The organism is Treponema denticola (assembly GCF_024181605.1).
Lineage (GTDB): Bacteria > Spirochaetota > Spirochaetia > Treponematales > Treponemataceae > Treponema_B > Treponema_B denticola_B.
Genome location: NZ_CP054477.1, coordinates 50554 through 75569 on the forward strand (window position 1 = coordinate 50554; position 25016 = coordinate 75569).

23 protein-coding genes and 1 tRNA gene are annotated in these 25016 nt (G+C 40.0%); 9 read left to right on the top strand and 15 right to left on the bottom strand.

The genetic code is table 11. From position 1 onward, the window contains the following. Positions 1-47: 47 nt before the first annotated feature. The 13 genes from E4N80_RS00250 to E4N80_RS00310 form a co-directional block, all read right to left on the bottom strand. Positions 48-320, bottom strand: coding sequence for a glutaredoxin domain-containing protein (locus tag E4N80_RS00250; RefSeq protein WP_253699606.1), 273 nt, complete (start codon positions 318-320; stop codon positions 48-50). Between the two features lie 3 nt (positions 321-323). Next, positions 324-2036, bottom strand: a complete 1713-nt coding sequence (locus E4N80_RS00255; RefSeq protein ID WP_253699607.1) for a DUF8510 domain-containing protein — start codon at positions 2034-2036, stop codon at positions 324-326. A gap of 57 nt (positions 2037-2093) precedes the next feature. Beyond that, a tRNA-Ala gene (locus tag E4N80_RS00260) sits at positions 2094-2166 on the bottom strand. 65 nt (positions 2167-2231) lie between these two features. Then, positions 2232-3407, bottom strand: coding sequence for a GTPase HflX (hflX, locus tag E4N80_RS00265; protein ID WP_253699608.1), 1176 nt, complete (start codon positions 3405-3407; stop codon positions 2232-2234). 20 nt (positions 3408-3427) lie between these two features. Next, positions 3428-3643 carry a PIN domain-containing protein gene (locus tag E4N80_RS00270; RefSeq protein WP_253699609.1) on the bottom strand — a complete coding sequence of 72 codons (216 nt, stop codon included), beginning with the start codon at positions 3641-3643 and terminating at the stop codon, positions 3428-3430. After that, a complete protein-coding gene (locus E4N80_RS00275; protein WP_253699610.1) occupies positions 3612-3923 on the bottom strand; it encodes a type II toxin-antitoxin system RelB/DinJ family antitoxin in 312 nt (103 codons plus the stop codon). The genes E4N80_RS00270 and E4N80_RS00275 overlap by 32 nt, the downstream gene beginning before the upstream one ends. Before the next feature lie 96 nt (positions 3924-4019). Next, positions 4020-4478 carry a GNAT family N-acetyltransferase gene (locus E4N80_RS00280; RefSeq protein WP_253697029.1) on the bottom strand — a complete coding sequence of 153 codons (459 nt, stop codon included), beginning with the start codon at positions 4476-4478 and terminating at the stop codon, positions 4020-4022. A 90-nt stretch (positions 4479-4568) separates the two neighbouring features. Further along, positions 4569-6299: a M3 family oligoendopeptidase gene (locus tag E4N80_RS00285; RefSeq protein WP_253699611.1), complete on the bottom strand. Its 1731-nt coding sequence runs from the start codon at positions 6297-6299 to the stop codon at positions 4569-4571. A gap of 234 nt (positions 6300-6533) precedes the next feature. Then, complete coding sequence (locus tag E4N80_RS00290; RefSeq protein WP_253701071.1) at positions 6534-7808, bottom strand: leucine-rich repeat domain-containing protein; 1275 nt, start codon at positions 7806-7808, stop codon at positions 6534-6536. A 584-nt stretch (positions 7809-8392) separates the two neighbouring features. After that, positions 8393-9247, bottom strand: coding sequence for an IS3 family transposase (locus tag E4N80_RS00295; RefSeq protein WP_253698524.1), 855 nt, complete (start codon positions 9245-9247; stop codon positions 8393-8395). A 47-nt stretch (positions 9248-9294) separates the two neighbouring features. Next, the gene (locus E4N80_RS00300) at positions 9295-9573 is read right to left on the bottom strand and encodes a transposase (protein ID WP_253698525.1); all 279 of its coding nucleotides are present in this window, start codon (positions 9571-9573) and stop codon (positions 9295-9297) included. Positions 9574-9649: 76 nt separating this feature from the next. Continuing rightward, the gene (locus tag E4N80_RS00305; protein ID WP_253699612.1) at positions 9650-10360 is read right to left on the bottom strand and encodes a DNA-binding domain-containing protein; all 711 of its coding nucleotides are present in this window, start codon (positions 10358-10360) and stop codon (positions 9650-9652) included. 195 nt (positions 10361-10555) lie between these two features. Beyond that, entirely contained in the window at positions 10556-11638 is a 1083-nt protein-coding gene (locus tag E4N80_RS00310) for a leucine-rich repeat domain-containing protein (protein WP_253699613.1), read from the bottom strand. A 784-nt stretch (positions 11639-12422) separates the two neighbouring features. Between E4N80_RS00310 and E4N80_RS00315 the strand changes: the two genes are divergently transcribed. The 8 genes from E4N80_RS00315 (at position 12423) to E4N80_RS00350 (ending at position 20234) form a co-directional block, all read left to right on the top strand. Beyond that, a complete protein-coding gene (locus E4N80_RS00315) occupies positions 12423-13481 on the top strand; it encodes a pyridoxal phosphate-dependent aminotransferase (RefSeq protein ID WP_366797052.1) in 1059 nt (352 codons plus the stop codon). 69 nt (positions 13482-13550) lie between these two features. Continuing rightward, a complete protein-coding gene (flhF, locus tag E4N80_RS00320; protein WP_253699615.1) occupies positions 13551-14891 on the top strand; it encodes a flagellar biosynthesis GTPase FlhF in 1341 nt (446 codons plus the stop codon). Between the two features lies 1 nt (position 14892). Next, complete coding sequence (locus E4N80_RS00325) at positions 14893-15786, top strand: MinD/ParA family protein (RefSeq protein ID WP_253699616.1); 894 nt, start codon at positions 14893-14895, stop codon at positions 15784-15786. Positions 15787-15827: 41 nt separating this feature from the next. After that, entirely contained in the window at positions 15828-16502 is a 675-nt protein-coding gene (locus E4N80_RS00330) for a hypothetical protein (protein WP_253699617.1), read from the top strand. 25 nt (positions 16503-16527) lie between these two features. After that, positions 16528-17316 carry an RNA polymerase sigma factor WhiG gene (whiG, locus tag E4N80_RS00335; RefSeq protein WP_253699618.1) on the top strand — a complete coding sequence of 263 codons (789 nt, stop codon included), beginning with the start codon at positions 16528-16530 and terminating at the stop codon, positions 17314-17316. Between the two features lie 8 nt (positions 17317-17324). Then, entirely contained in the window at positions 17325-19295 is a 1971-nt protein-coding gene (locus E4N80_RS00340) for a FapA family protein (RefSeq protein WP_253699619.1), read from the top strand. Next, complete coding sequence (locus tag E4N80_RS00345) at positions 19276-19614, top strand: hypothetical protein (protein ID WP_253699620.1); 339 nt, start codon at positions 19276-19278, stop codon at positions 19612-19614. Before E4N80_RS00340 ends, E4N80_RS00345 begins: the two co-directional genes overlap by 20 nt. Next, positions 19611-20234 carry a hypothetical protein gene (locus E4N80_RS00350; protein WP_253699621.1) on the top strand — a complete coding sequence of 208 codons (624 nt, stop codon included), beginning with the start codon at positions 19611-19613 and terminating at the stop codon, positions 20232-20234. Before E4N80_RS00345 ends, E4N80_RS00350 begins: the two co-directional genes overlap by 4 nt. Here E4N80_RS00350 and E4N80_RS00355 read toward each other — a convergent pair. Further along, positions 20231-21121 carry a DUF4349 domain-containing protein gene (locus tag E4N80_RS00355; protein ID WP_253699622.1) on the bottom strand — a complete coding sequence of 297 codons (891 nt, stop codon included), beginning with the start codon at positions 21119-21121 and terminating at the stop codon, positions 20231-20233. The genes E4N80_RS00350 and E4N80_RS00355 overlap by 4 nt on opposite strands. Before the next feature lie 178 nt (positions 21122-21299). On the opposite strand from E4N80_RS00355, the gene E4N80_RS00360 reads away from it, so the two are divergent. Then, on the top strand, positions 21300-24884 hold the full coding sequence (locus E4N80_RS00360; protein ID WP_253699623.1) for an alpha-amylase family glycosyl hydrolase: 3585 nt from the start codon (positions 21300-21302) through the stop codon (positions 24882-24884). Here E4N80_RS00360 and E4N80_RS12900 read toward each other — a convergent pair. Then, positions 24881-25015 (bottom strand): hypothetical protein, encoded by a 135-nt coding sequence (locus E4N80_RS12900; RefSeq protein WP_002673521.1) that lies wholly within the window; start codon positions 25013-25015, stop codon positions 24881-24883. The two genes, E4N80_RS00360 and E4N80_RS12900, sit on opposite strands and share 4 nt — an antisense overlap. Position 25016 lies beyond the last annotated feature (1 nt).

Genomic DNA, 25016 nt, shown 5'->3' on the forward strand with positions numbered 1-25016 from the left:
CCAACCGGCTTAAGATACCTGACTTATAGCAAGAAGGTTGGTTAGAGTTAAGACCATTTTGATAGGTCTGCTCCTTCAATGTCGAATACAAACTCTTCGCCGTCTCCAACCATCAAGCATGGGATGCCGATCTTCCCCTCCTTTTTGAGCCGATCAAATTCAGCTCTCTCATCCCGATATTTCAACAAAAATTTTAGATAGCCTAAATCTTCAGTAATGTCAAAATAGCGGAATTTTACTCCTTTTCTTTCTAAATATTCCTTTGCAGGCCCGCAATCGGGGCATAATTTACTACCGAATAAAAATAATTGTTTTTTCATACTTTAATACCCATCCGACATTTGGCGGTTTAAGTCTCTTTGACAAAGCTCTTGATATACCAAAGCTCTGTCTTTAAGTTTTGCCTTAATTGAATCGGCAAAAGGCATATACCGCCAAAATACTTCTCTAACTTCTTTGTCTAATTTTTGGATGCCTTCGCTTTCTTTTATCATCCAAGTTATATAATCCTGAATAAAATATTCTTTTATGTCACCTTTTAGTTTTTGGTTTTGGAACCATTGATAATAATTACCGGTCAAGCCTTCTTCCATCCAATAGTAGGACGCTTTTTCTTTTGCGACCTGCCAGCGTAAATCTGCAGTAGCCATTAAGAGGGAAACTTTAAGACTTTTAGGGTACATCGGGATTACTATCCTTCCTCTACTTGTAACCCTATTATAGCGGTCAAAAGGTTCCCAGCAAAAGCCGATATCCCCATACGTCGGAACCAATATGACAAAGGGAGGAATCCGATTTAATTGATTTTTATATTGACGGCAATATGCTTCCACATCTATATCTTCAAGCCATTTCATTTCACGCAAGATATTCTCTCTGGTTCCTATCTCCTTTGATGAGCACCTAAAGTATTCCCGTGACAAAATAGGAAAGTGATTACCTTTACGTCCGCAGGTCATCTTAGCCATTTGTTTAACGGTATCGAATTCTCCTTCAGCCCCCGACATATTGGTCGTGATTCCTCCGGAAGCATCAGCCTTTTCTCTCAAGCTGCGTACATCTGCATCGGCTTCTTTATAATCGGAAATACAGTTTTGTAATTCTTTATCAAAATTGAGCAGTTTTTTAAGTCTTTCGTTTATTTGCATGATTTGCTGTTTTTGTGATTCGGAATAAGGCGATTTTACATTGGAGAAATTGGCCAGCATATCATGAGAGAACATACTATCGATTTGCTGTTTTATTGAATCTTCATTGCGGCTGATTTCTTCCGATTTTGCTCTCAGCAAATTGTCCGCAGTTTGGAGTTTTCCCTTTGCCTTTTCTAAGAGCTGATTAAATCTTGAATTATCATCTCTTTTTGAAATTTTAACTTCGTCTGTTGCCGAAGGGTTTATTTTTCCTATTCCGATTTCTCTGAACCACTCATCCAAATAATAGACTGCCTCACAATATTTATTTTCATCTATTACCTTTGCAAACATATCTTTTTGTTCTGTAGTTAAAAGTGTAGGAAGAACGAGCCCGAACCTTACTGCATATTGTTTTTCTTTTGAAGATTTTCCTGAAGCTATTTTCATGACCATATCGGAAACAAGATTCCAATAAGTTGATTCGACTTGCTGTCTAAATACTGTTCGATCTTTAGGGTCAGTAGTCGTTAAGAATTTAGTAAGAGAAGTATGAAGACGCTGAGCATTCTCGCCTTCGCCTTTTAAAACAGCCTTGTAAAATTCTGCAGTATCAAATAATGTATGGGGGGTATCGGAAAAAAACTTTTCAACTTTTTCAAAATGAGTTAAGGTAAGATCCGGTTCGCTCGGATCCCTCTTTGCTTCTCCTCTGGCTTCAGGTGCTATGGAAAACATTGTATCTTTGCTTAACCCGCCGGTTTTAATATCGGGAAATGGAGCTCTTTGGCCGACATCAAAGTCAAAACCGGAAGAAACCGGAGGAGGCTGCACTGATGTATCACCTGAAGGCATTACCACATCTTTGAGAAGTTCATCAAGATCTATTTCAGTTGTCGAATCCACCGATTAAACCACCTTAATTAAACCAATAAGTCGGAAAAGACTAATAACTTTAAATATTGGAGATAAGGGGAATTGAACCCCTGACCTCTTGCATGCCATGCAAGCGCTCTACCAATTGAGCTATACCCCCATCAACATACGCTGATTATATCAATAAACTTAATAGTCTGTCAAGTATATTTAAAAAATATATTATTATTTATCAAAAATAATTATATTGGCTATTTTTTTCTTTAAACCTTCAAGACCCTGTCCCGTCTTAACCGAAATTTCGACGGCTTCGGGATAACGCTCTTTTAAGCTTAGTAATTGAGCTTCATCAAAAACTTCATCCATTTTGTTTATTGCAATTATAGAGGGCTTACCACTGCAAGAAAGCTCGTCTAAGACCTTTTTTGTTACTTCAAGACATTCAGGCATTGCAGGATGGGCTGCATCGCATACTATGATTAAAAAATCTGCAAGGGCGGCTTCTTCCAAGGTTGAGCGGAAGGCATCAATCAGCTGATGAGGCAGATTACTTACAAAGCCTACGGTGTCAGTCAATAAAATTTGAATATTTTTTTCGCCGGTTTGTAAAAAAACTTTTCTGGTTTCGGCATCAAGGGTGGCAAAAAGCTTATCTTCGGTAAATACTTCAGCTCCCGAAAGTTTTTTTAAAAGGGAAGATTTTCCGGCATTTGTGTAGCCTACGATGGCTCCTATTTTTTTATCCCCGTTTAAGCGGGTTTTACGCTGTTCACTCCGTTGAAGTCTTACCCGCTCGACTTCTTTTTTGAGCTTGGCAATTTCGGTTTTTAAGCGCCTTCTGTCAAGTTCCAGCTTTTTTTCGCCCGCACCTCTGGAAGCTCCCCTTGTTCCCTTTGCCCCGCCTCTTTGTTGGGCAAGGCTCGTCCATCTTCTGGTAAGGCGGGGCATAGAATATTCTAAACGGGCGAGTTCAGCCTGCAAAACCGCCTCCCTTGTTTGCGCCCTGTCCGCAAATATTTGGATAATAACCTCGGAGCGGTCTATAACGCAGGTGTTAAGGGCTGCTTCAAGGTTTCGCTGAATGCGGGGGCTTACAGCACTGTTAAAGACAACAAGGTCGGCTCCTTCTTCTTCGATAGCTTGAGCAATTTTTTCAAGCTGCCCCGAACCTACAAGAGTTGCAGGGTTTTCTTTTGCTATTCTAAATCGGAGGGAGGATAGGGGCTTTAAAAAGATAGTTTCAACAAGACTTTTCAGCTCATTTTCTTCTATTTCTTTTAGGGCTTCCGCACTTTTTTCCTGTAAGGAGGAGCGGCTTATATAAGAGTTTGAGGCCTGTCCTGAAAATATATCGGTAAAAATAAGTAAGGCCTTTTTTATTTCGTTATCGGTTCTATACATGCGGTGAAGCTCCTTTGTTACTAAATTGGTTTCTCAAGTAAATCTAAAATTTGACGCGGTGTTACAACAAAGGTTTCCACCTCATTATAAATTGGGATGATTTTGCCTGCATACATATAGTTAATCACAAAACGAGGAATAGAATTTTCTTTTAAAAATGCAGAAACAAGAACATTTGTATCAATTACGGCGTACAGCGGCACTCTATTTTCCTCTTCGTGCTGCATCAATTTCATTATTAATTTCCTCAATGCTCATTTCGGAAACTCCATAAATTTCTGCACTTTTAGACATAGATTGCATTGCTGAAAGAATGTCCGGAGGGATTTCTTTTTTTATTAAAGTTTGTTTGGTATTTTCCAGTTTCATATTAAAAGGAATCCCATTTTCAGCAACACTACGCTTAAAAAATATACGTACGGCTGTGGATAAGTCTAATCCTAACTGCTCATAAACAGCAGTCACATCGTCTTTCAGTTTCTCATCAACCCTAATTTGAACTAATGTACTTGCCATACTTACCCCCTAATAATATTATAATATAAAATAATTTTTTTGCAAGTACAATGTAATGATAAAATACTAAAATTATCCGATAATACTTTCGATGTTTTATAATTTTTGGATCATTATCAGACAAGGATTCCACTCATCCCAAAGTGTAGGAAAAACTTCTAATTTTTTAAATCCTTGTTTTTTATAAAAGGCTATTGTTTGGTCATATTCTTTATAATGACCTTCATCTACCGTTTTTACCTGTATATAATCATATTTAGTTGAAGCAAATTTTTTCAGCTCATTAAATAATAATGTGCCGATTCCCTTATTGTGATATATTTTTTTTACTCCCATGCAATGCACATCAGCACAATCAGGGCTTGATTCGGTTAATGTTATAAACCCGATAATTTCATCATTTTCTTTTGCTGCCCATAAATCCAATTCTTTTGAATCATTGATATATTCTTTTGTGCTTTCAGGCAAGCCGAACCATTCCGGTAAATCCGTCAAAACTTCTTCGACAATTTTTGCTTTTTCGTCTTTGTTTTCTATTTTTATAATTTTTATCATAAACGGCTCCTATTTTGCTCGATAAACTTATTCTATATCTAAGCTTTAAAAAAAACAAGGGCTTACCCGATTTTAGGTAAGCCCTTATGATTACAGTTTTAAATCGTCTATCGAATTAAGCCATTTTTCACATTCGGGGGTAACCGAAGCGATGCAGCCTTCTTCAAAGGGATTTTTTAGGTTTGCAAGTTTTAAAAGCTCCAAGAAGGGAAGGCTTCCGCCGGCCTTGCAAAGGCGTAAATAATCCTCCCAAGCCGTTTTGCGGTCGGCATTGGCTTTTACCCAGAACTGTAAGGCACAAACTTGGGCCAGGGTGTAATCTATATAATAGAAAGGAGAAGCAAAGATGTGTCCCTGCTTTACCCAAAGGCCGCCTCGGTTCAGGTAGCCGTTATCGGCATAATCAATTGAAGGATTATACTTTAATTCGATTTTATGCCATTCGGCCTTTCTTTCGGCAGGGCTTGCTTCGGGGTTTTCATATACCCAATGCTGGAACTCATCGACTGTCGCTCCGTATGGGAGGAATTCAAAGGCTCCTGAAAGATGGGTAAACTTAAATTTTTCGGTTTGGTGTTTAAAAAACAGCTCCATCCATGGCCATGTAAAAAACTCCATACTCATAGAGTGAATTTCGCAAGCTTCAAGCGTCGGCCATCCGTATTCGAGAAGTCGTGCATTTCTGCTCTGATAAGCTTGGAAGGCATGGCCCGCTTCGTGGGTCATAACCTCGACATCGTGCTGGGTTTTGTTAAAGTTTGCAAAGATAAAGGGAACCTTGTACAAGGGGAAGCCCGTACAATAACCGCCGCCTGCCTTTCCTTTGGTTGAAAGTAAGTCCATGAGTCCGTAATCGGTCATCATCTTAAAGAATTCGCTTGTTTCGGGCGAAAGCTCATTGTACATCTTCTTTGCCTGTTCTACAATCCAATCAGGCTCGCCTTGAGGAACGGCATTTCCCGTAAGGTATTTAAGCCCGGTGTCATAATAATAAACCTTATCGAGCTTTAACCTCTTGCTTTGGCGTTTTTTTAAACTTTGGGCAATGGGAACAACAAGCTCGTAAATCTGCTTGCGGTATTTTGCAACCATTTCGGCATTGTACTCGGTTCTGCCAAGGCGGTCATAAGCAAGCTGAACAAAGTTTTTGTAGCCCAACTTTTTGGCTATCTTTGTACGAACCTTTACAAGTTCATCATAGATAGAATCGAATTCGGCTTCATTTTCTTCAAAGAAACCGTAGAAGGCCTTTGCTGCCGCCTTTCTTACCTCCCTGTCCATGTTCTGCATAAAGGGACTTAATTGGGAAAGGGTGCGCTTTTCGCCTTGGAATTCGATTTGGGCAGAAGCTATGAGCTTACTGTATTTGCTGGTCAGTTTGTTTTCGGCCATGAGGTCATCCATAATTTCGGGACTGAACACCTTTAAGGATAGATCGGTTAAATCAAAGACCTGATGCCCGAATTCCTTTTCGAGCTCGGCTCTGAATTTGGACTTGACCATTTCTGCACCGAATTCGTTTGAAAGCTTACTAAAAAGAGGCCCTGCTTCATCATAAAAGTCGTTCTCTTTATCGTAGAATTCATCCCTTGTGTCGATGGTGTGCCTGACCGAGGCCAAAGAAGACATGGTGCTGTACTCGCGGTTTATAGCCTGCACCATATCGATAGCTTCGATTTGTTCTTTTACCGAAGCGGCTGCCTTAAATTTAGATAGGGCATCGGCAAAGCCCTTTTCAATAGCCTTCATATCCGGTCTCGTATAAGGCATTTCCTTAAACGGAACCAGAGGAAGTGTTTTTACTGTAGATGTGTTTGACATAAGTCCTCCCATGAAAAGTTTTACAAAACAAGTATATAGAAGAATAAGCCTTATGTCAATTGAAGGTTTTTCAGTGCCGTCCCCCCAAAGCCGGAGTTTTGTCCGGCTGGGGGGCGGTACCGCCTTAAAGGGCGGGCTGGTTAAGTTTTGCCGCGAGGGGCAAAGATAAAACGATTTACCTTAGGGTGTGTATTGGGGACTGTCCCGCATTATACTGCGGTGCGTACCCGCTAGTTATGGTGCGGCAACAAACCTGTCTGCCGTGGTGCCCATATCATCGGCGCCGGCTTGATATGCCGAAAGCTGCCCCGCCGGAACCTTTATGGTGCCTGCGGTCAGCTTATCGCAGAAAAAGAAAGCCTCCTTAAAGTTGTTACTGCCGCCGTAATTACATTCTAGCGTAACCTCTGTAAGCTCTCTGCAAAATTTAAAGCAGTATTTCATAACTGTAACGCTTTTAGGAATGACGGGAGCATTTGTAAGCTTTCTGCAGTTGTCAAAGCAAGAGTGCAGATTGGTAACGCCTTTAGGTATTGTAGAAGGAGCTTTTGTAAGCTTTACGCATTCTTTAAAGCAGCTTGTCATCTGCGTAACGGAAGCAGGAATTTCGGGCGCCTGTGTAAGGTTTCTGCACTTTATAAAACAGTGGGTTATATCCGTAACGGAAGCAGGAAGAGAGGGAACTTGTGTAAGGTTTTCGCACTCGACAAAGCAGCCATTCATATTTGTAACCTTTGCGTTTGCAGGAAAAGCGGGAACCTGTATAAGGTTTTTGCAGCCGTTAAAGCAGCTATTCATATTTGTAACGCTTTCGGGTATTTCAGGCGCTTGGGTTAAGCCTTCGCAGTTGTAAAAGCAGCTTTTCATATTTGTAACGCCTGCAGGAAGCACAGGCGCTTGGGTTAAGCTTTGGCAGTCTCTAAAGCAGGCTTCCATATTTGTAACGGCGGGCAGTTTGCCGAACTTAAGCGCAACTTTTTTAGCCGGGTTATCGTTTAGGACTTTTCCGAGCGGGCTCGGGCGATAGGGCGAGTGGGTAGCCTCTCCTTTTAAGTGTTCCGCCTTAAGACCGGTTACTTTGATGTAATAGTTGCCGTCGCCTGCCGGTGTACCGCTGTTTAGATAAGCAGCCAAGGTTGCGCCGTCTGTGCCGAACGCAACGCTTTTATACCGGCTAAAGTTTACCTTTACCTCCGTTTCGCCGGTAATTTGTACCGTTGCGGTAGTATCGCCGTCCTTGCCTCCTGTTTTAAACGAACCGCCTTTAATAGTCCATTCATCGGCGTAATGCTCGGCAGCCGTTACCGTTGCCGTAAAGGTTACGGTTGTGCCGTACGGAACCTTGCTGCCCGAAGTAATTTCGGTACTGCCGGCCATTGCTTTAAGCTCGCCGTTTGCAGGTGTGCCTTCTACGCTAAAGGTTACCTTTTGCGGTCCCGGAGGCGGTTCCTCCGCTTTAGGTTTTGCCCTTTGCGGGCAGGCTGTAAATATAAGTGCGATGAGCAGCATAAAAGCCGCTCCCAAAAAGGCGTGTGCCTTATGTTTTGTTTTAAACTTTGTCATATTTTAACTCCTTAAAAGTTATCTTTTTCATTGTTTTAAGGGGGTGTTCCCCCTTGAACCCCGTGTTATAAGGGGAGCTGCGCCCCCCTTAGACCCCCGGCTTTTTGTAGGGCGGTTTTTTTTCTTTTTTATCGAGAAAAAGAAAAAAAGCCCCCTACAACCCCAAAAAAAGAAAAAACGCGACCAAAGGGGACACCCCTTTGGAATCCCCGTTTATAGGCGGGGTTCTTAGGGGCAGAGCCCCTAAGCGGTTCTTTTGAAGATGGGTGGGGTCATAGGGGAGGGAAAGAAACTTGATCCGAAAAAGTGTCTTCCCTCCCCTAATTTGACTAGTCCCAATCCAAAAGGACTTTATCATTACATTGGTAGACCGGCTACCATTATGCTGGTAGACTGCCCACCATTATGTTGGTAGACTGCCCACCATTACGCTGGTAGGGTGTCTACCATTATGCTGGTAGACTGTCCACCATTATGACGGTTGAAAAAGTCAATAATAGTGCAGACCCTAAATCCCCTAAAGTTGTAGTTTAAGCTGCCGGTTTTAATAAGCCGGCTTCAAACAGTTCCCGATAAATCATAGGAGGATAACCTTGCAGATTCATTGTGGTAATCCTTCGTCGGTTGTAGTAGACAATAAACCTCCAGACGATTTTCTTTACTTCTTCCCTTTTTAATTTTGTTGTATCTATGCGGTATAGTTTCTCCTTCTTCAGCGTCGCAAAAAAGGATTCCATCCTCGCATTATCATAACACTTTCCCACACCGCTCATGCTTTGAATTGCATGACGGCGAGCCAATTCGCTTTTATATGCCTCGCTCGTGTATTGAGAGCCTGCGTCACTGTGATGTATGAGCCCATCATCCGGCTTTCTTAATTCGTATGCCTCCTTTAGAGCTCTTATACAAAGCTCTTTTTTCATGTTATCGTCCATTGCAACTGTGATTATCTCTCCTGCAAAGCAGTCCATTATCGGTGCAATATACAGTTTTCCGTCTTTGCACGGAACCTGCGTTATGTCGGTCAGCCATTTCTTGTTAGGCGCATCTGAACTAAAGTCTCCTTTCAGAAGATTTTCAGGCCGTTGCGCCTTTCTGTCGGCTTTGGTAAGCCCATCGGGACTTCTTCTGCTCTTATGCAGCAGGTTTCCCTTCCTCATCGCTCTTATTACAGTCGAGCGAGAAACTTTTATACCTCGCTGCTCAAGTGCCAATCGTATCCTTTCTATCCCGTAGTTATCGTTTTCAGGATCCTCTGAAAGAATCTTGTGTATTTCGACCAGAAGAAGTTGCCAGCTTTTTATTTTGTTACGGTTCCGTTTCCACTTGTAAAAGCCCGTCTCGCTCACCTTTAGGGTACTGCACATCTTCACAATTGACCACATTTTTTCCTTTGCGTTTTCCAAAATGTAGCTGAATAACCCTTGCGTGCTTACTTCTTCCGGTCTACGACGAAAAAACCGAGAGCGTCCTTGAGGATTTCATTCGCTTTTTTCAGCTCCTGTATTTCCCGCTGCATCTCAAGTTCCCGCTCGTTCAACGGACTTTTGTCCGATGCGATTCTTTCTTCCTTCGCCTTTCGGCTTCTCACTTTTCTCCAGTCTGCAATCGTGTGATAACTGATTCCCAGCTGCTCGGCTGCCTTTTTCACTCCTATCTCTTCCGACAATAGCAGTGCCTGTTCTTTAAATTCTTTACTGTACTTGACCATATTTTCCCTTCCTTTATTTTTCGGGTTTTTAGGTCTGCACTTTTATGATAACGGATCAGGTAGACCGGCTATGTTTTTATGCGGTAACGGTAAGCGGTTTGGCAAACCGTCCGGTTTTGAGCGTTTTCAGTTTTTTACCGCCCATATCTATTTTCGTCCTTACCTCTATGTAGTAGGTGCCGGCTTTAAGGCCCGCGGGGATGATGGCCATGAGGCGGGCGGGTTTGTTTTCGGCTATTACTGTTGCCCTCACCGCTTCTCCCGTTTCGGGTACAAAGAAGATGCCTTGAGCCGCGTCTTTTGCATCGAATTTAAGGCGGCTTCCTACCAGCTGGACGACCCCGCCTTTGGTAAGTATTTCGTTTACCTTGCCCGATACGACGTCGGTAACTTCCGTGATATACGGGTCGGTGCTGGCTCCTTCGGTTTTTTCGCATTTGACTTTTGAAGCAGCATCGCGAAGGAGCGTGCCGGCGGTTATGTTCAAGTTTACCGTGTGCCGCTTTTTATCGAAGCTGTCGTTTGCTCCGTCAAATACGCCGGATATGCTCATCGAGGTGTTCATAAGCGGTGTGTTAACGGCCGAGCCGTCTTTGATAATGGCACTTACTACCTCTCCGTAGACTTGCAAGGTTGCCGCCACATCCGCACGCGTGAGCGTGGTACCTTTTTCCATCATCAGGTCGATAATCTCGTCAAGAGTGTACGAGCGCACATCAGCTGCCTGCGCCATGTAGTCATCGGGTGCAGGCGTCAGTAAGTTTTCGCGTAAAGAATATTTAAGCATAAAATCTCCTTAGTTTAAGGGGGTGTTCCCCCTTAAAAATCCCCCGGGTTAGGGGTGCTTTTTTCTTTTTTCCGACAAAAGAAAGAAGCACCCCTATGACCCCGAAAAAAGAAAAGTGCGGCTTAAGGCTCCGCCTTAAGAATCCGGCTTGTTCAAGGTTCGGGGGTTATTCTGTATTTTTTGGATTGACGGGTCTCAATCCGTAACCCCTTCAAACTTTTTTCTTTTTTCCTCATCGTCGGCACCGGGAACAGCCATACTATTAAGCGCGTCAGCTGTAGTGTAGTTGCCGTAATACGCTTGCGGTACTTTTATGCTCTTTTCGCGGAGGGCAATGCAGTCCTTGAATGCACTGCGAAACTTACCGGCACCATAATTGCATTTAAGCGTAACGGAGGTAAGCACTTTACAGTTGAAAAAGCAGCCTGACATCTCCGTAACGCTTGCCGGTATTGCCGGCGCCTTTGTAAGACTTGTGCAGCCCCGAAAGCAGCCTGCCATGTTCTCAACGCCTTCCGATATTGCCGGTACCTGCGTAAGACTTGTGCAGTTTTGAAAGCATTGGCTCATATCTTTAACACTTGCCGATATTGATGCCGGAGCCTCTGTAAGACTTGTGCAGTTTTGAAAGCATTGGCTCATATTTTCAACACTTGCCGGTATTGATGCCGGAGCTTTTGTAAGAGTTGTACAGTTTTGAAAGCAGTAGCTCATATCCTTAACGCCTTTCGGTATTGCAGGCGCCTTTGTAAGGCTTGTACAGTCTCGAAAGCAGTCGCTCATCTTCGTAACGCCTTCCGGCAGTACCGGCGCCTGCGTAAGGCTTGTACATGAGTCAAAGCAGCTGGTCATATCCTTAACGCCTTTCGGTATTGCCGCTACTCCTACAAGGCTTGTGCAGCTGTAAAAGCAGAAGGGCATATCCATAAGAGCTGATATGCTTCCGCCTAATTTGAGTGCAACCTTTTTAGTCTGGTGGGCTTGCAGGATTGCTCCGAGCGGGCTCGGTTTAGTGGTATGTCCGGAATCATCCCCTATTAAGTGCTCCGGTTTAAGACCGGTTACTTCGATGTAGCTTACCTCTGTAGCAGAAGCAGTGTTTGTAAGGTATTCTGCAAGTTTGTCGTAGGCGACGGGTGTGTACTTAGGCGGTGCCGACGGTTCGGCCGGTTTAGGTTTTGCCTTTTGCGGGCAGCCGGTAAACAGCAGTGCGATGAGCATCACAAAAGCGGCTCCCAAAAAGGCTTTTGCCTTATTCTTTGAATTAGTTGTTTTCATTTTGAAAACCTCCATAAAAAGTTGTTTGTTTTTCAATTTTAATCGAATTATCCAATTACCCAATTAATAATTATCCATCATAATATTACAATTTTAGTATCTTATCCATAAAAACCAGTTTATACGGGTAAAAAGAACCAAAGTTACCAAAAAAGAACTTTGGTTACCCGCTGAAAAATGTACATCCGTGTACATTTTTCAGCTTCGAGTTTGCGTTGCAAACTCGTAAGGCGTGGAACCAGCGGCATCCGTGCCGCTGAAGGATCGTACATCCGTGTACATTCTTGAGCATCGAGTTTTGCCTTACGGCAAAAAAAACGCACAAGGGCGGTAATCCTGTCCTTGTGCGTGTCAAGTGTTTTACTTCACTTTTACGATAACGGTTCAGTTTGAGAATTGTTTGTAACTGCTATGGGTGAGCTTCTCTGTTATTAAGTGTACGGTATAGCATGGTTTTACTTTGCGGGCTTCGTGTTTTTTTTGAATCTACTCCGCCTATTTGCAAAAAGGCTATTCAAAAATTGCCGGGTATCTGCCGTATTCCCCAACGGTTGACATTATTATCAAAAAAATACTAAAATGTTCTCTAACAAAATTATAAAGCGAGAAAAGGTTATTATAATAAAAACAACCATATTTTTAAGGGGCACACCCCTTAAACTACAGGTGGAAATGTTAAATCTTCAAACTTCTTAATACTTTGCTCTCTTTGCAGTTCAAGTTATTTGCCATTCTCTTAAAAATCTGTTATAATCCTTAAAGATAATTTAAAAGGCGGTATGGTTTGGAACACGGCGGGGTTTTGTCCTATAAAAAAAAGGACGAAGTTTTAATCGATTTTAGCAGTAATATAAATCCTCTGACGGCACCTAAGGGCTTAAAAAAGGCCTTAAGTGCATCTTTTAATAATCTTTTGGTTTATCCCGATATCCGTTACCGCTCGTTAAAAAAGATAACGGCTCAATACTTAAAATGCAGACCTGAAAATATTGTTTTGGGGAATGGGGCTGTAGAAATAATCGATAATTTTTGTTCAATGTTTAAACGAGTTGTTTTATGCACGCCTTGTTTTTCGGAATACGGATTAAGGGCCCTTGTTCATAATAGACCGGTTTTAGAGCTTCCTTTTCTTCCGGATTTTTTGCCCGATATTGCCGGTCTTGAAAAAAAACTGAAAGCAGGTGACCTTCTCATATTGGGGAATCCGAATAATCCCACAGGCTTAAGAATAGAAAAAACGGCTCTTTTACAAATTTATTCTCTCGTACAAAAAACAGGTGCGTTTTTACTTTTAGATGAGGCTTTTTACGAGTTTTGTCCGCCTGATTATGACAGCATAGTTCTTTTTAAAAAAGACGGCTATAAAAATATCTGTATAATAAGGGCTGCAACCAAATTTTTCGGCCTTCCGGGGATACGCCTAGGTTATGCCTGTACTTCAACCGATATGGCTGCCGCTCTTTCTAAAATCGAGATGGCTTGGCACATAAACGTCTTTGCAGAAGCTGCCGCTCCTGCAATCTTTTTTGATAAGGACTTTATAGAAAAAAGCAAGGCCTATATTCAAAAAGAAAGAGCTTTTTTGCTCGAAAATATCGAAAAGCACGAAACAAGCGGAGAGATAAAATTACAGGCCTATAAAAGTCAGTGCAATTTTATTCTTCTTAAAGTTTTAAATGCAAAAGATACAGATGCTTTAAAATTCTTTGAAAAAAAGGGAATCTTAATCAGAACCTGCAGCAGTTTTAAAACTCTCGGAGATAATCATATCAGAATTGCCGTCCGCTCTCATAAAGATAATTGTAAATTTATTAATGCAATTAGCTCTAAAAAGTCAAAATAAACATCCCGTATCTGTATTGTAAAATTTATAAAAATGTTTTATAATGGCTTCGGGTGGTATAAAGTTTATATGGAAACATTTGTCGAGGAAGCTTCAACATACGAAAAGTGTATTCAAAAAATTCAAGAAAAGTATGGGCCTAATATAATGATTACCCGCCGCGAGGTAAAAAGAAATGAAGGTTTCCTTAGTCTTTTTAATAAAGAAACAATAAGGTTAAGTTTTAATATTCAAAATGAAGCCTTCATTCCCAAATTCTCGAACAGTGAAGAAGAAGTAAAACCTAAGTCAACTGTTGCTCCCATAAAACCATATTCTCCGGCAAATCTTGCAGAAGAGCGTTTAAAAATAATGAAACTGGCTGCGGCTCAATCGGAAGAAATGGCCGAGAAGATGATGCCCTATATCGAAAAGCTTGAAAATCAAAGTTCTTCTCCCATAAAAACCGATATTGAATCTAAAGAGTTAAAAACCCTTGCAGAAACCGTCGGCAGGCTTGCAGAAGAAATAAGGCTAAAGAATTCTCCATCCCAAGAACATGAAAATATTTCGAAAATTGCGGCTATTTTGGAAGAAAATGATTTTACCGCTAAATATATCCGCTCCATAAAAGAAAAAATATCTAAAAATTTGAGTTTAGCCGAATTAAACGATTTTGAGCTTGTCCAAAAAAAAGTTTTGGATTGGATAGCTTCTTCCATACAAATAAAACTTGAAGAAACAAACAATGATGATTCCGCTAAAAAGCAAAAACTTATTGCCTTGGTTGGGCCTACAGGTATAGGCAAGACTACAACCCTTGCAAAACTTGCCGCCTATTATATTCTGGCTGTTTCTAAACTTGAAAAGCGTTCCCTTGATGTGAGGGTTATTACCCTTGACCAATTTAGGATAGGAGCCGCTTTTCAAATAAAAAAATACTGCGAACACATGGGTATTCCCCTTATCATAGCAACCGACCCATTAGATTTACACAAATATCTCGATCTATATAAGGATTCTGCCGATATTATATGTATAGATACGACGGGGAGAAGTCCGACCGATCCCGAAAAGATACTTGAGATGCAAAAATATTTTGATGAGATAGAACCGGGCAGGATTGAAACCCATCTTGTAGTAAGTGCTGTAACTAAGGCTGCCGACATAATCGAAATAATAAAACAATATTCTGTTTTTAATTTTTCGAGCCTTATAGTTACAAAACTTGATGAAACGGCTCATGTGGGCAGTATTGTCAGTGTATTGGATGAATACAAGATTCCCGTCGCCTATATAACCGAAGGCCAAACAGTACCCAAGGATATAGCTCGGGCTTCCAAGCTCGTTTTGTTAAGAAAACTTACAGGGTTCTCTTTGGATTATATCAATGAAAATTTCAATGACGAAATTTCTATAGTATGGAGCTAAGATGACGGATCAGGCAGAAGATTTAAAAACATTAATGAAAAATAAAAACAGCAGTGATAAGGCTGCGCTTTCAAACATTCCTCCTAAAAGGAAGACAAGGATTATTGCCGTAACCAGCGGAAAGGGCGGGGTCGGAAAAACAAATATTTCAACAAATATGGCTATTGCTTATGCCAAGATGGGAAAAAACGTTATTGTAATCGATGCGGATCTTGGCCTTGCAAACGTAAATGTTATGATGAACATAATTCCGAAATTCAATCTTTATCATGTAATGAAAAAACAAAAGAAAATGTCGGATATCATAATCGATACGGAATACGGAATAAAATTCGTTGCCGGAGCTTCAGGTTTTTCAAAGATTGCAAATATGGAAGAAGCCGAAAGGTCCGATTTTATTAAAGAATTGTACACCCTTGCAGAGGCGGATATAATAATAATCGATACCAGTGCCGGTGTTTCAAAAAACGTTCTCAGCTTTGTTGCAGCCGCTGATGAGGTAGTGGTGGTTACCACTTCGGAACCTACGGCTATAACCGATGCTTACGGAATTATAAAAATAATCGCAACCGAAGTTGAAAACTATGATTTAAACCTAAAAATGGTTGTAAACCGCGTAAATTCCGCCCTTGAAGGAAAAAAAATAGCCGAACGCATGATTCAGATTGTTGCCCAGTTTTTAAATTTAAAAGTCGAGTACTTGGGCTTTATTTACAATGATCCTGCAGTTGAACAGGCTGTTTTAAAGCAAAAACCCTTCTTTATATCTGCTCCGAAAAGTAAAGCGGCGAGTTGTTTGCGCCACATAGTTGCAAAACTTGAAAAAACGGATTATAATGAATATTCAGGCCTTTCCGGCTTTTTACAAAAGCTCTTTGGAAAAAAGTGGGAATAGGTTGAAGTTTTTTAATTTAAAATTAGGAGGTTATCAGAGTCGTGGCAAAATTTAAAATTCCCCTTATATGTGCACTAGCTGCTTTGGCTCTGTCTTTCCTATTAGGGCTGATAAGCGGGGTTCGCTTTTCTACAATACTCTTGCGTTCACTTATCATCTCTTTGATAAGCGGAGGTTTTGTTTTAGGGGCTCAGATTCTTTTGGAGCATTTTGTGCCGGATCTATTTCAGCCCGTTAATGCTGAGGGATCGGCAAAAACAGAAACCGGCAAAAATTTGAATATAAGTATTGACGAACCTGTAGAAATGCCGTTTATAGGCGATGAAGAAAGAGCCGATCTGGAATCGGATATGATGGAGTCTGAATCGGCCGATGAAAATTCGATATCGGATGATACCAAAGAACTAAGTGATGCGGACTTGATCGATGAAGATTTTGAGAGTATAAAGGATGACTCACAAACTTCTACATCAAAAAATAGTGTTTCGAATGAAACCGAAAAAAAACAAGAAGACAATACTGTAAAAGAATTGGAAGAACTTCCCGACTTGCAGGATTTTATACCTGAAGATGAACCGGAGGATGGCGATGATCAGATGGACTTTACTCAAAGAGGGACAGCTGCATTTGATGTATCAACGGATTTAGCCGGTTCAGGGATGGATACGAATACTATGGTAAATGCTATTCGTACTGTGCTTAAAAGGGAATCATAAATTAAAAAAATAAAAGGTGTGGGTAATGGCAAATACGGATTATGAAAATATACCTGAAGAAAAACTTTGGGAAAAATACAAAAAAACCTCAGATCCTAAAATCAGAGAATATTTTATTTTAAAGTATGCTCCATTGGTAAAATACGTCGCCGGAAAAGTCGGTATAGGAATGCCTACGAATGTAGAATTTGACGACTTAGTCGGTTACGGTGTGTTCGGCCTTTTGGATGCTATAGAAAAATATGATCTCGATAAAAACGTTAAATTTAATACCTATGCCGTCAATAGAATAAGGGGCGCTATATTCGATGAGCTGAGGTCTATAGACTGGGTTCCCCGCTCGGTACGTCAAAAGAGCCGCGAAATTGAAGAAACTATAGCCGACCTAGAAGCTCGTTTAGGCCGCTCCGCCTCAAACGAAGAAATAGCTTATGCAATGGGTTTGGATATTGAAGAATATAATTCTCTGCTGCTTAAAATATCTGCAACCAGCGTTGTCTCTTTGACCGATTTACGGTTTTCTAATGATGACTCGGAAGAGTTTTCAGTAGGAGACATAATTGAAGCTCCTTCCTCTTTGAATCCTGATGTAATTGTAGAACGTGAAGACATAAAACGGGTAATAGTTGAAGCTATTAAAGAATTACCTGAAAGAGAAAAAAAAGTTTTAATTATGTACTATTATGAGGATATGACTCTCAGGGAAATAGGAGAAGTTCTTCATGTAACCGAATCCAGAGTTTCTCAGATACACACGAGCGCAAATATAAAACTAAGAGCTAAGCTTTCTAATGTTACAAAGGGCATAAAATAGGGGGGATTATGGTTAGGCTTAATCAAATACAGGAAAAAATGTCTGAAATGCACGAACTGGATTCCGGGCGTTTTTTTGTTGATATAAGCGGAGAGACCCTTGATGAAGCCCTTGCAAACGCAGCTATACAATTAGGGATGCCCGTTTCATCGATAGACTATGAGATTTTGCAAAAAGGTGCTTCCGGTTTTTTTGCTATAGTCCCAAAAGAATGGAAGATAAGAGCCTACGAAACCATAAAAATAAAGAAATCGCAAAATATCGAAGAAGAAAAGGTTGAGACAGAAGATATAATTGAAGATGGGGTAATTATCAATAAAGACGGAATGGGATATGTTTTCTGTGCAGCCGACGGTATTTACTTTAAGGTAACGGCTCCATCGGGTACAGGCCGTGCTTTTGATATAAAGGCTGCTAGGGACAGGTTTAGGGATAGGGCTCTCCCCATTCCGGAGGACGATATTCTTTCTCCCATATTGGAGGAGAAAACCGGAGAGTATGTCAGGGTGGCTCCTTATAAACGGATACCCGGCAATGATGCTGCAATGGTTGTCAACATAAGCGATGACGAAATGAGGGCTTACCTATATGTTACGCCCCCGACAACCGGAGGTGTTGATCTTTCGGCAGATACCATTATCGCATTTTTGAAGAATAACAGAATAATAGTCGGGATAAATGAAGAAAGAGTCAAACAATTTCAAGATTCTCCCGTTTACCGCGAAGATTATCTGGTAGCGGAAGGCATAGCTCCTCAAAACGGTGCCGATGCAAAGATTATTTATAATTTTGAAGTGGATAATACACAAGTCCGTTTGCAGGAAACCCGTTCCGGTCAAATCAATTTTAAGGAATTGAACCTTATTCAAAATGTTGTCGAAGGACAGCCGGTAGCTCAAAAGGTTCCTGCTCAAAGAGGAAAGGCGGGAAAAACCGTTACAGGAAAATACCTTGAGGCCATTAACGGAAAAGATGTTGCAATGCCCGTGGGCAAAAATACAAAGATTGCTGCAGATGGTTTAACTATAGTTGCCGAAGTAAACGGACAAGTTCTTTTAGTAAAAAATAAGATTACCGTACAAGAAATTTATGTAGTTGAGGGCGATGTTTCAATCAGAACAGGAAATATTACATTCTTGGGTTCGGTCTTTGTAAACGGAAACGTAGATGACGGCTTTGTTATAAAGGCTTCGGGAAATATAGAAGTTAAGGGCTCGGTCGGCAGGGCAGAGCTTGATACCGAGGGAGATATAGTTGTAAGTCAGGGTATCATGGGCAAGGAAGGCGGCGTAATAAGAGCTGGTAAATCTATCTGGTCTAAATTTATTCAAAATACCGATGTTGTTGAAGCCGGAGACATGGTAATTGTTTCAGATGGTATTATAAAATCGAATGTAATGGCTAACCGTAAAATTATATGCCGCGGAAAGAAGGCCGATATAATAAGCGGCAATCTAAGTGCTTCCGAATCTATTTCGGCAAGGAATTTAGGAAGTGTTTCAGGCGGAAACGATCTTATGTTAAGTGTAGGCTTCGATCCCAAAAGCAAGGAACGCTTAAACTTCTTGCTGCAAAAACAGGAAATGGATCAAAAGAGCTTGGAAGATATAAAACTTAATCTGATGAGTCTTGAAGAACTTAAATCCAAACGGGGAGAGCTTCCAAAAGATAAAGAAGAAAACTATAACAAGATGAACGAGTATAAATATACTCTTCAAACCGATATTCACGAAGTAGAAAAAGAAATTACCCAAATAAAAGAATATTTAAATACATTGAAAAATCAGGGCCGGGTTTCCGCTTCCGGACATGTATATCCGGGAGTACGCATAGTTATACGGGATACCACCGAGGATGTAAGAATGGATTGTAAGGCGACTACATTCTATCTTGACAAGGGAATTGTGCGTTACGGAAAGTATCAAGAAGAGAACGAAGAGGATTTTAAGAAGGTTCCGAGTGGCTATTCAACCAATTGATCTGCAAACTCTATATGCTCAAATGGCTAAGGTCGGCAAACAGCAAGGGGCTGAACAACAGCTTGCTTCTATGGTAAAAGATGCCCAACAGCAGCAAAATAAAATTGATGCAGAAAAAAGATTGAGTACCGTTCAGCTTGTAGATTCCGACAGTAATAAAAATCTTAGAATTAATAAGGACGGCAAGTCTCCCGATGAGGACAATAGGGGAGGAGAACATCCCAAAAAACAGAACACGGCTCAAACCGAGCAGGAACTGGATAATGAAGAATATATAAAAGACCCTTCTTTGGGACAAAGAGTGGATATTTCGGGATGATGACTGTTATTGCGATTGTGTTATTGGTATTAAATATTTTTTTAATCTTCTTTTTTTATTTTAAGTTTAAAAATCAATTTTCGGATAGAGCTTCGATAAATAATATAAAAAATGAAACTCAAAAATTGGTGGCTCAAATTGCTTTTCAAACCGATCAGTCCGTTACAATAATGGAAGACAAAATTAAGGAAGTGAACAGCCTTATCCTTGAGCTGGATAAGCGTATATTACTTGCGGGAAAAGAAGAAGAAAAAAGGAGCGCTGCCGAGAGAGTTTACGAAAGCCTTGCAGAGGCGGCTAAAGCTAATGCCTTTTCGGGACTTGATCCGGAGGTTTTTGCAAAAACTAAAAAGCCCGTAATTTCAAACGAGAGCGTAAGAGAAACAGAGCGTTCAACAGAAGTGAATAAAAAAGAAAATCCTCCTATCGATAACGAACCTATTAAGATATATACAAAACAGATTCTGGCCCCTAAATCGGGAATTGTCCCCGACCAAACTGCTTCAATGAAGGAACAGATAATTGAAATGGCTAAAAAAGGCCTTTCAATAGAGCTGATAGCCGAAAAAGTTCCCCTTCCCACCGGCGAAATAGAGCTTATAATTTCAATGAATACCTAATTATCTAAAGATTTTTCCTTTGATCTTTTTTTATTGCGTCTTTTTTTGATTATAATTACCGCAACAGCTATAATTATAAGTATAAATATCCAAAGATACAGGATGCCGATAATTATATCGCTAAAAAGACCTATTCCTTCCTTTACGGCATTGAGGGCCTTGGTGAAGAAGGAAGGCCTTGCTATACTGCTATTGATAATTTGGTACATTGAAATATTTAAGGTGCTGTAATTTACGGATTTTTGTAAATAACGTAAACGGCCTTCAATAGCTTCAATATCGGAGCGTAAATCTTGAATTTGGGTTTGCACTTCTAAAATGTCTTTTACCGTTTTTGCTTGGCTTAGAATTTTTAAATAAGTTTGTTCGGTTTCTTTTTTTACCTTTAACCGGGCAAGTCCGTCTACAAATTCTTCCGTAACATCTTCAACCGTAATGTTTTTATTATCAAGTTTTTTAATACCTATAGTAAGCTCATTTAAAAGATTATCAAAATTTTCTTTTGGTATTCTAATACTGATTGTCTGCCTAATATTAGAATGAAAATGCTGTTCATCTTCTTGACTTATATAGGCTTGATATTTTGTTACAAGGTTTTCGATTGTTTCCCTTGTTCTTTTTATATCATCAGTTTCAAATTCTATAAAACCTGTTTTTATAAGTTTTCTTTCGACATTGCCGTTATCTAAACTTGCAGTATTTATATCATCAAACTCTTTTTTGTCTTCCTTAAAGGCTGAATCGGATGATGAACTTTTGGATTCGTCCATGTAACTTTCGGATCGGGCACTTTTGCCTGTTTCATAAGCCGCTTTTTTCCCGCCGCAAGAAAGAAAAAGATTTAGTACCAGACTTAAACATAAAAAAATAAAGGCCTTTTTTTTCATCTTATTTATCCCCCATCGGCAAAAGTTTAACATAATTTATTTTATTTTACAATGGGAGCCGTTAAGAAGTGTACAAGGATGTACGTTGCTCAAGTGTTTTGCAGTTAAACAAAAAAAACTGTGTTCCCTTACAAAAATGCTTCACGTGTGTTATAATACAATCGATGAAGGAGCAGCTATGAGTACGGACTTTTTTTTTCAAGAAATGGAATTTCACATTAATGGAGATGTCCGCAAAAAGTGTAATTTAAAGTCTTCTCTTTTTTCTTCATGCGGAAATGTCATATTTGAAAATATTTCCGAAGTTCATAATTTTGTGTTTAATTTTAATTCTCTTGTAAACGCAGGTCTTTTTGGAGAAGGTCAAGCTCATTTAAAAGCAGGCGAATTAAATGCGATGGGAATTTTAGATGAAGTTCTTCATTATGTTTTAAGGCTTTACCGTCAAAATATTGATGCCGATTTTTTTGTTAAAGGATATGAATTTATCGAAGAAGAATTTAAAAATAAAAGTCTTCACAGTCTTGATTTTTTATTAAAAGAGTTTTGTAAAGATTTCCCCCCAAAGGATGTTTACACGGATAAGCTCTCCTTAGATGAGTGGTTTGAATCAAATGACAGCTCATCAAATGTACCCAATAAAGTGCTGGCCTTTGAAGAGTTTATTTTACTCTGTCTTGCAAATAGAAATCCTGCGAATGCACAGTTTGAGGTTTTATTTAATGATTCAAATTTAAAAACAATCGATTCATACGGTATTTTTTGGGACAGGATAAAAAAGTGGTCAAAAAAAAATAAGCCCATAGGAAGCCGATTAGGAAAAGAACAAAGCGGCCTTGATATTCTTTCTTTTTTGGAAGAACCCATTAAGCGTTGTCCAAATAGCATTTTAGACCAGCTTAAATATATAAAAGAAAACTGGAGCCGGTTTACTCAAAATCTTTTGCTTAAACTTTTGGGTGCCGAGGACTTAATAAGAGAAGAAGAAAAAGCCGGCTGGGCTCCGCCTCAAGGAGGCAGCTTTGATGCTCCGGTCTACACATTTGAAAATTTGTTAAAAGAATACGAGGCCTTCACTCCCGATAAAAATTGGATGCCCAATTTGGTTTTAATAGCAAAGAGCACTTTGGTTTGGCTGGATCAGTTAAGTAAAAAATATTCCGCACCGATTACACGTCTCGATCAAATCCCAGATGAAGAGCTTAAATTTTTTGCAGATGCGGGAATTACGGGGCTTTGGTTAATCGGCGTTTGGCAGCGTTCCGAGGCGAGCCGCCGTATTAAAGAAATTTGCGGAAATCCTGAAGCTGCTGCAAGTGCATACAGTATCTATGACTATGACATTGCAGAAGAACTAGGCGGCTGGCCGGCTCTGGCTAATTTACGGGAAAGAGCTTGGAAATTCGGAATCAGAATGGCAGCCGACATGGTTCCCAATCATACGGGCCTTGATTCCAAATGGATTATGGAAGACCCGAATCTTTTTTTGCAGACAGGGGAGTCTCCTTTTCCTGCCTATAATTACGATACTGAAAATCTTTCCCGAGACGGAAGAACAAGCGTTTATCTTGAAAACGGTTATTATTCAAAGACGGACTGTGCCGTGGTTTTTAAGCGTATCGATAACTATTCCGGGGATGTACGTTATATTTATCATGGAAATGACGGCACGGGACTTCCCTGGAACGATACGGCTCAAATAGATTTTTTAAACAGTGAAGCCCGCGAAAAGGTTATTCAAAAAATTCTCCATGTTGCAAGGAATTTTCCCATCATACGCTTTGATGCCGCTATGGTTCTCGCTAAAAAACATATTCGCCGCCTCTGGTATCCGGCTCCAGGTTCAGGCGGAGACATTGCAAGCCGCTCCCGCTATGCCCTCTCTATTGAAGAATTTGAAAGGAGAATCCCCGAAGAATTTTGGAGAGAGGTTGTAGACCGCTGTGCAAAAGAAGCCCCCGACACCCTCTTACTTGCCGAAGCCTTTTGGATGATGGAAGGCTATTTTGTCCGCACCCTCGGAATGCACCGAGTATATAATTCCGCCTTTATGAATATGCTCAAAAAAGAAGAAAACGCAAAATATAGGGAAACCATAAAAAATACCCTTGAATTCGATCCTGAGGTATTAAGGCGTTATGTCAATTTTATGAATAACCCTGATGAAGAAACTGCCATAGCCCAATTCGGAGACGGAGATAAATACTTCGGTGTCTGCACGATGATGTCGGCTATGCCTGGGCTGCCTATGTTCGGGCACGGTCAGCTAGAGGGCTTTACCGAAAAGTACGGCATGGAATATAAAAGAGCTTATAAGGATGAAGCTGTAAACTCCGGCCTGCTTGAAAGACATAAAAAGGAAATTTTTCCTCTTTTAAAAAAACGCTATATTTTTTCTGATGTTGAAAAATTTAGACTATTTGATTTTTGGAATGAAGGAAATGTAAACGAAAATGTTTTTGTTTGGTCGAATTTTTTTAACGGAGAGCGCTCATTGATTTTTTACAATAATGCCTATGAAAGAGCATCGGGCTGGATTAAGCTTTCGGCGGCCTTTGCCGTAAAAAAATCGCAAAATGAAAAAGAATTAAGGCAGGAAAATCTTATGGACTCTCTTAATTTAAATTCGGGAGAGGACTATTTTACGGTGTTTTATGAACAGCGTTCTTTCTTATTCTTTTTAAGAAAAAATTCCGAGCTTGCCGAAAAAGGCTTTTTTGCAGCTTTGGACGGGTATCAATGCCAAGTATTTTTAAATATCAATGAGATTAAGGACGATGAGGGCTATTATAGGGAGCTTTATCAAAAAGTGGATGGGAGGGGTTTTAAAGATATTGAATTTGAAATAAATAAATGTAAGTATGGCGCTCTTTACAATACCATTCACGACTTATGCGCTAAAGACTTATTCCCTCAAATTTCGGATTATTGTGAAACCTATAAAAAAGAAACAATTGAAGATGTATCAGAAAAACTTTACCCGAGATTATTGAATTTTTTTACTACCTTTGAAGAAGTGTTTTTTAAAACCTTTCCTTATGATGAAGAAAAAGAAAGCTTAAACAGTCTTAAAGAAAAAAATAAGATCCGCGCTTTGTGTTTTAAAAATTCGATAGATTGCTTTTTATATCTTTGTTCAAATGAGTCTTCTTTGATTGATGAAAATATTAAGGACGAAAGGCTTAAAACCCAAGAACGGCTCTTTATAAATGCTCTCAAGTCTTTGGTTTTTGACACAAAAGAGAATGTACTTTTGTATACGGCAGGCCTTTTATTGTCGGCTCTGTTTAAATTTTTTCCTAAAGAAAAGATTAAACTGTGTCGTTTTGATTCTGCTCTTACCGAGCTTCTTTGCTCTTTCGGTGTTCCGGAATTAAATGCAAAAAGCTCCTTATTTTTGTTAAGCCGTTTATTTTGCTTACCTGAAACTGAGAAAGATTTTTTTGAAAATTCGGGTTCAAGCAAGGATTGCGTTAAAGACTTTATGGATTTTTGTGTACATGATGAAGTGCTAAAAAACTATTTAGGTTTAAACGAGTGGAATGGGGAGCTTTGGTTTAATAAAGAATCTACTGAAAGGCTGATTTTAATTTATATTTTGTTTAAACTTGTATGGAAAGATTGGCCTGAAGATGGTGTACATAAATGCAACATTTTATCTTTAAACTTTTATGCAGGAATTTATTCGGATATGACCAAGATATTTTCAGCTGCCGAATATAAGCTGAAAAATATTATTGATTTTTCAAGTCAAAAGACCTAGTCTTTTTCGGCATTTTCCTCTGCGTATTTTTTAAATTCCTCCTCACTCATTTTATCCGAATAAATAGGGTAGAGGGCTTCTACCAGTTCTTCAAGTGTGGGGAATTTGGCTCCATCAAGTTTATATGACATA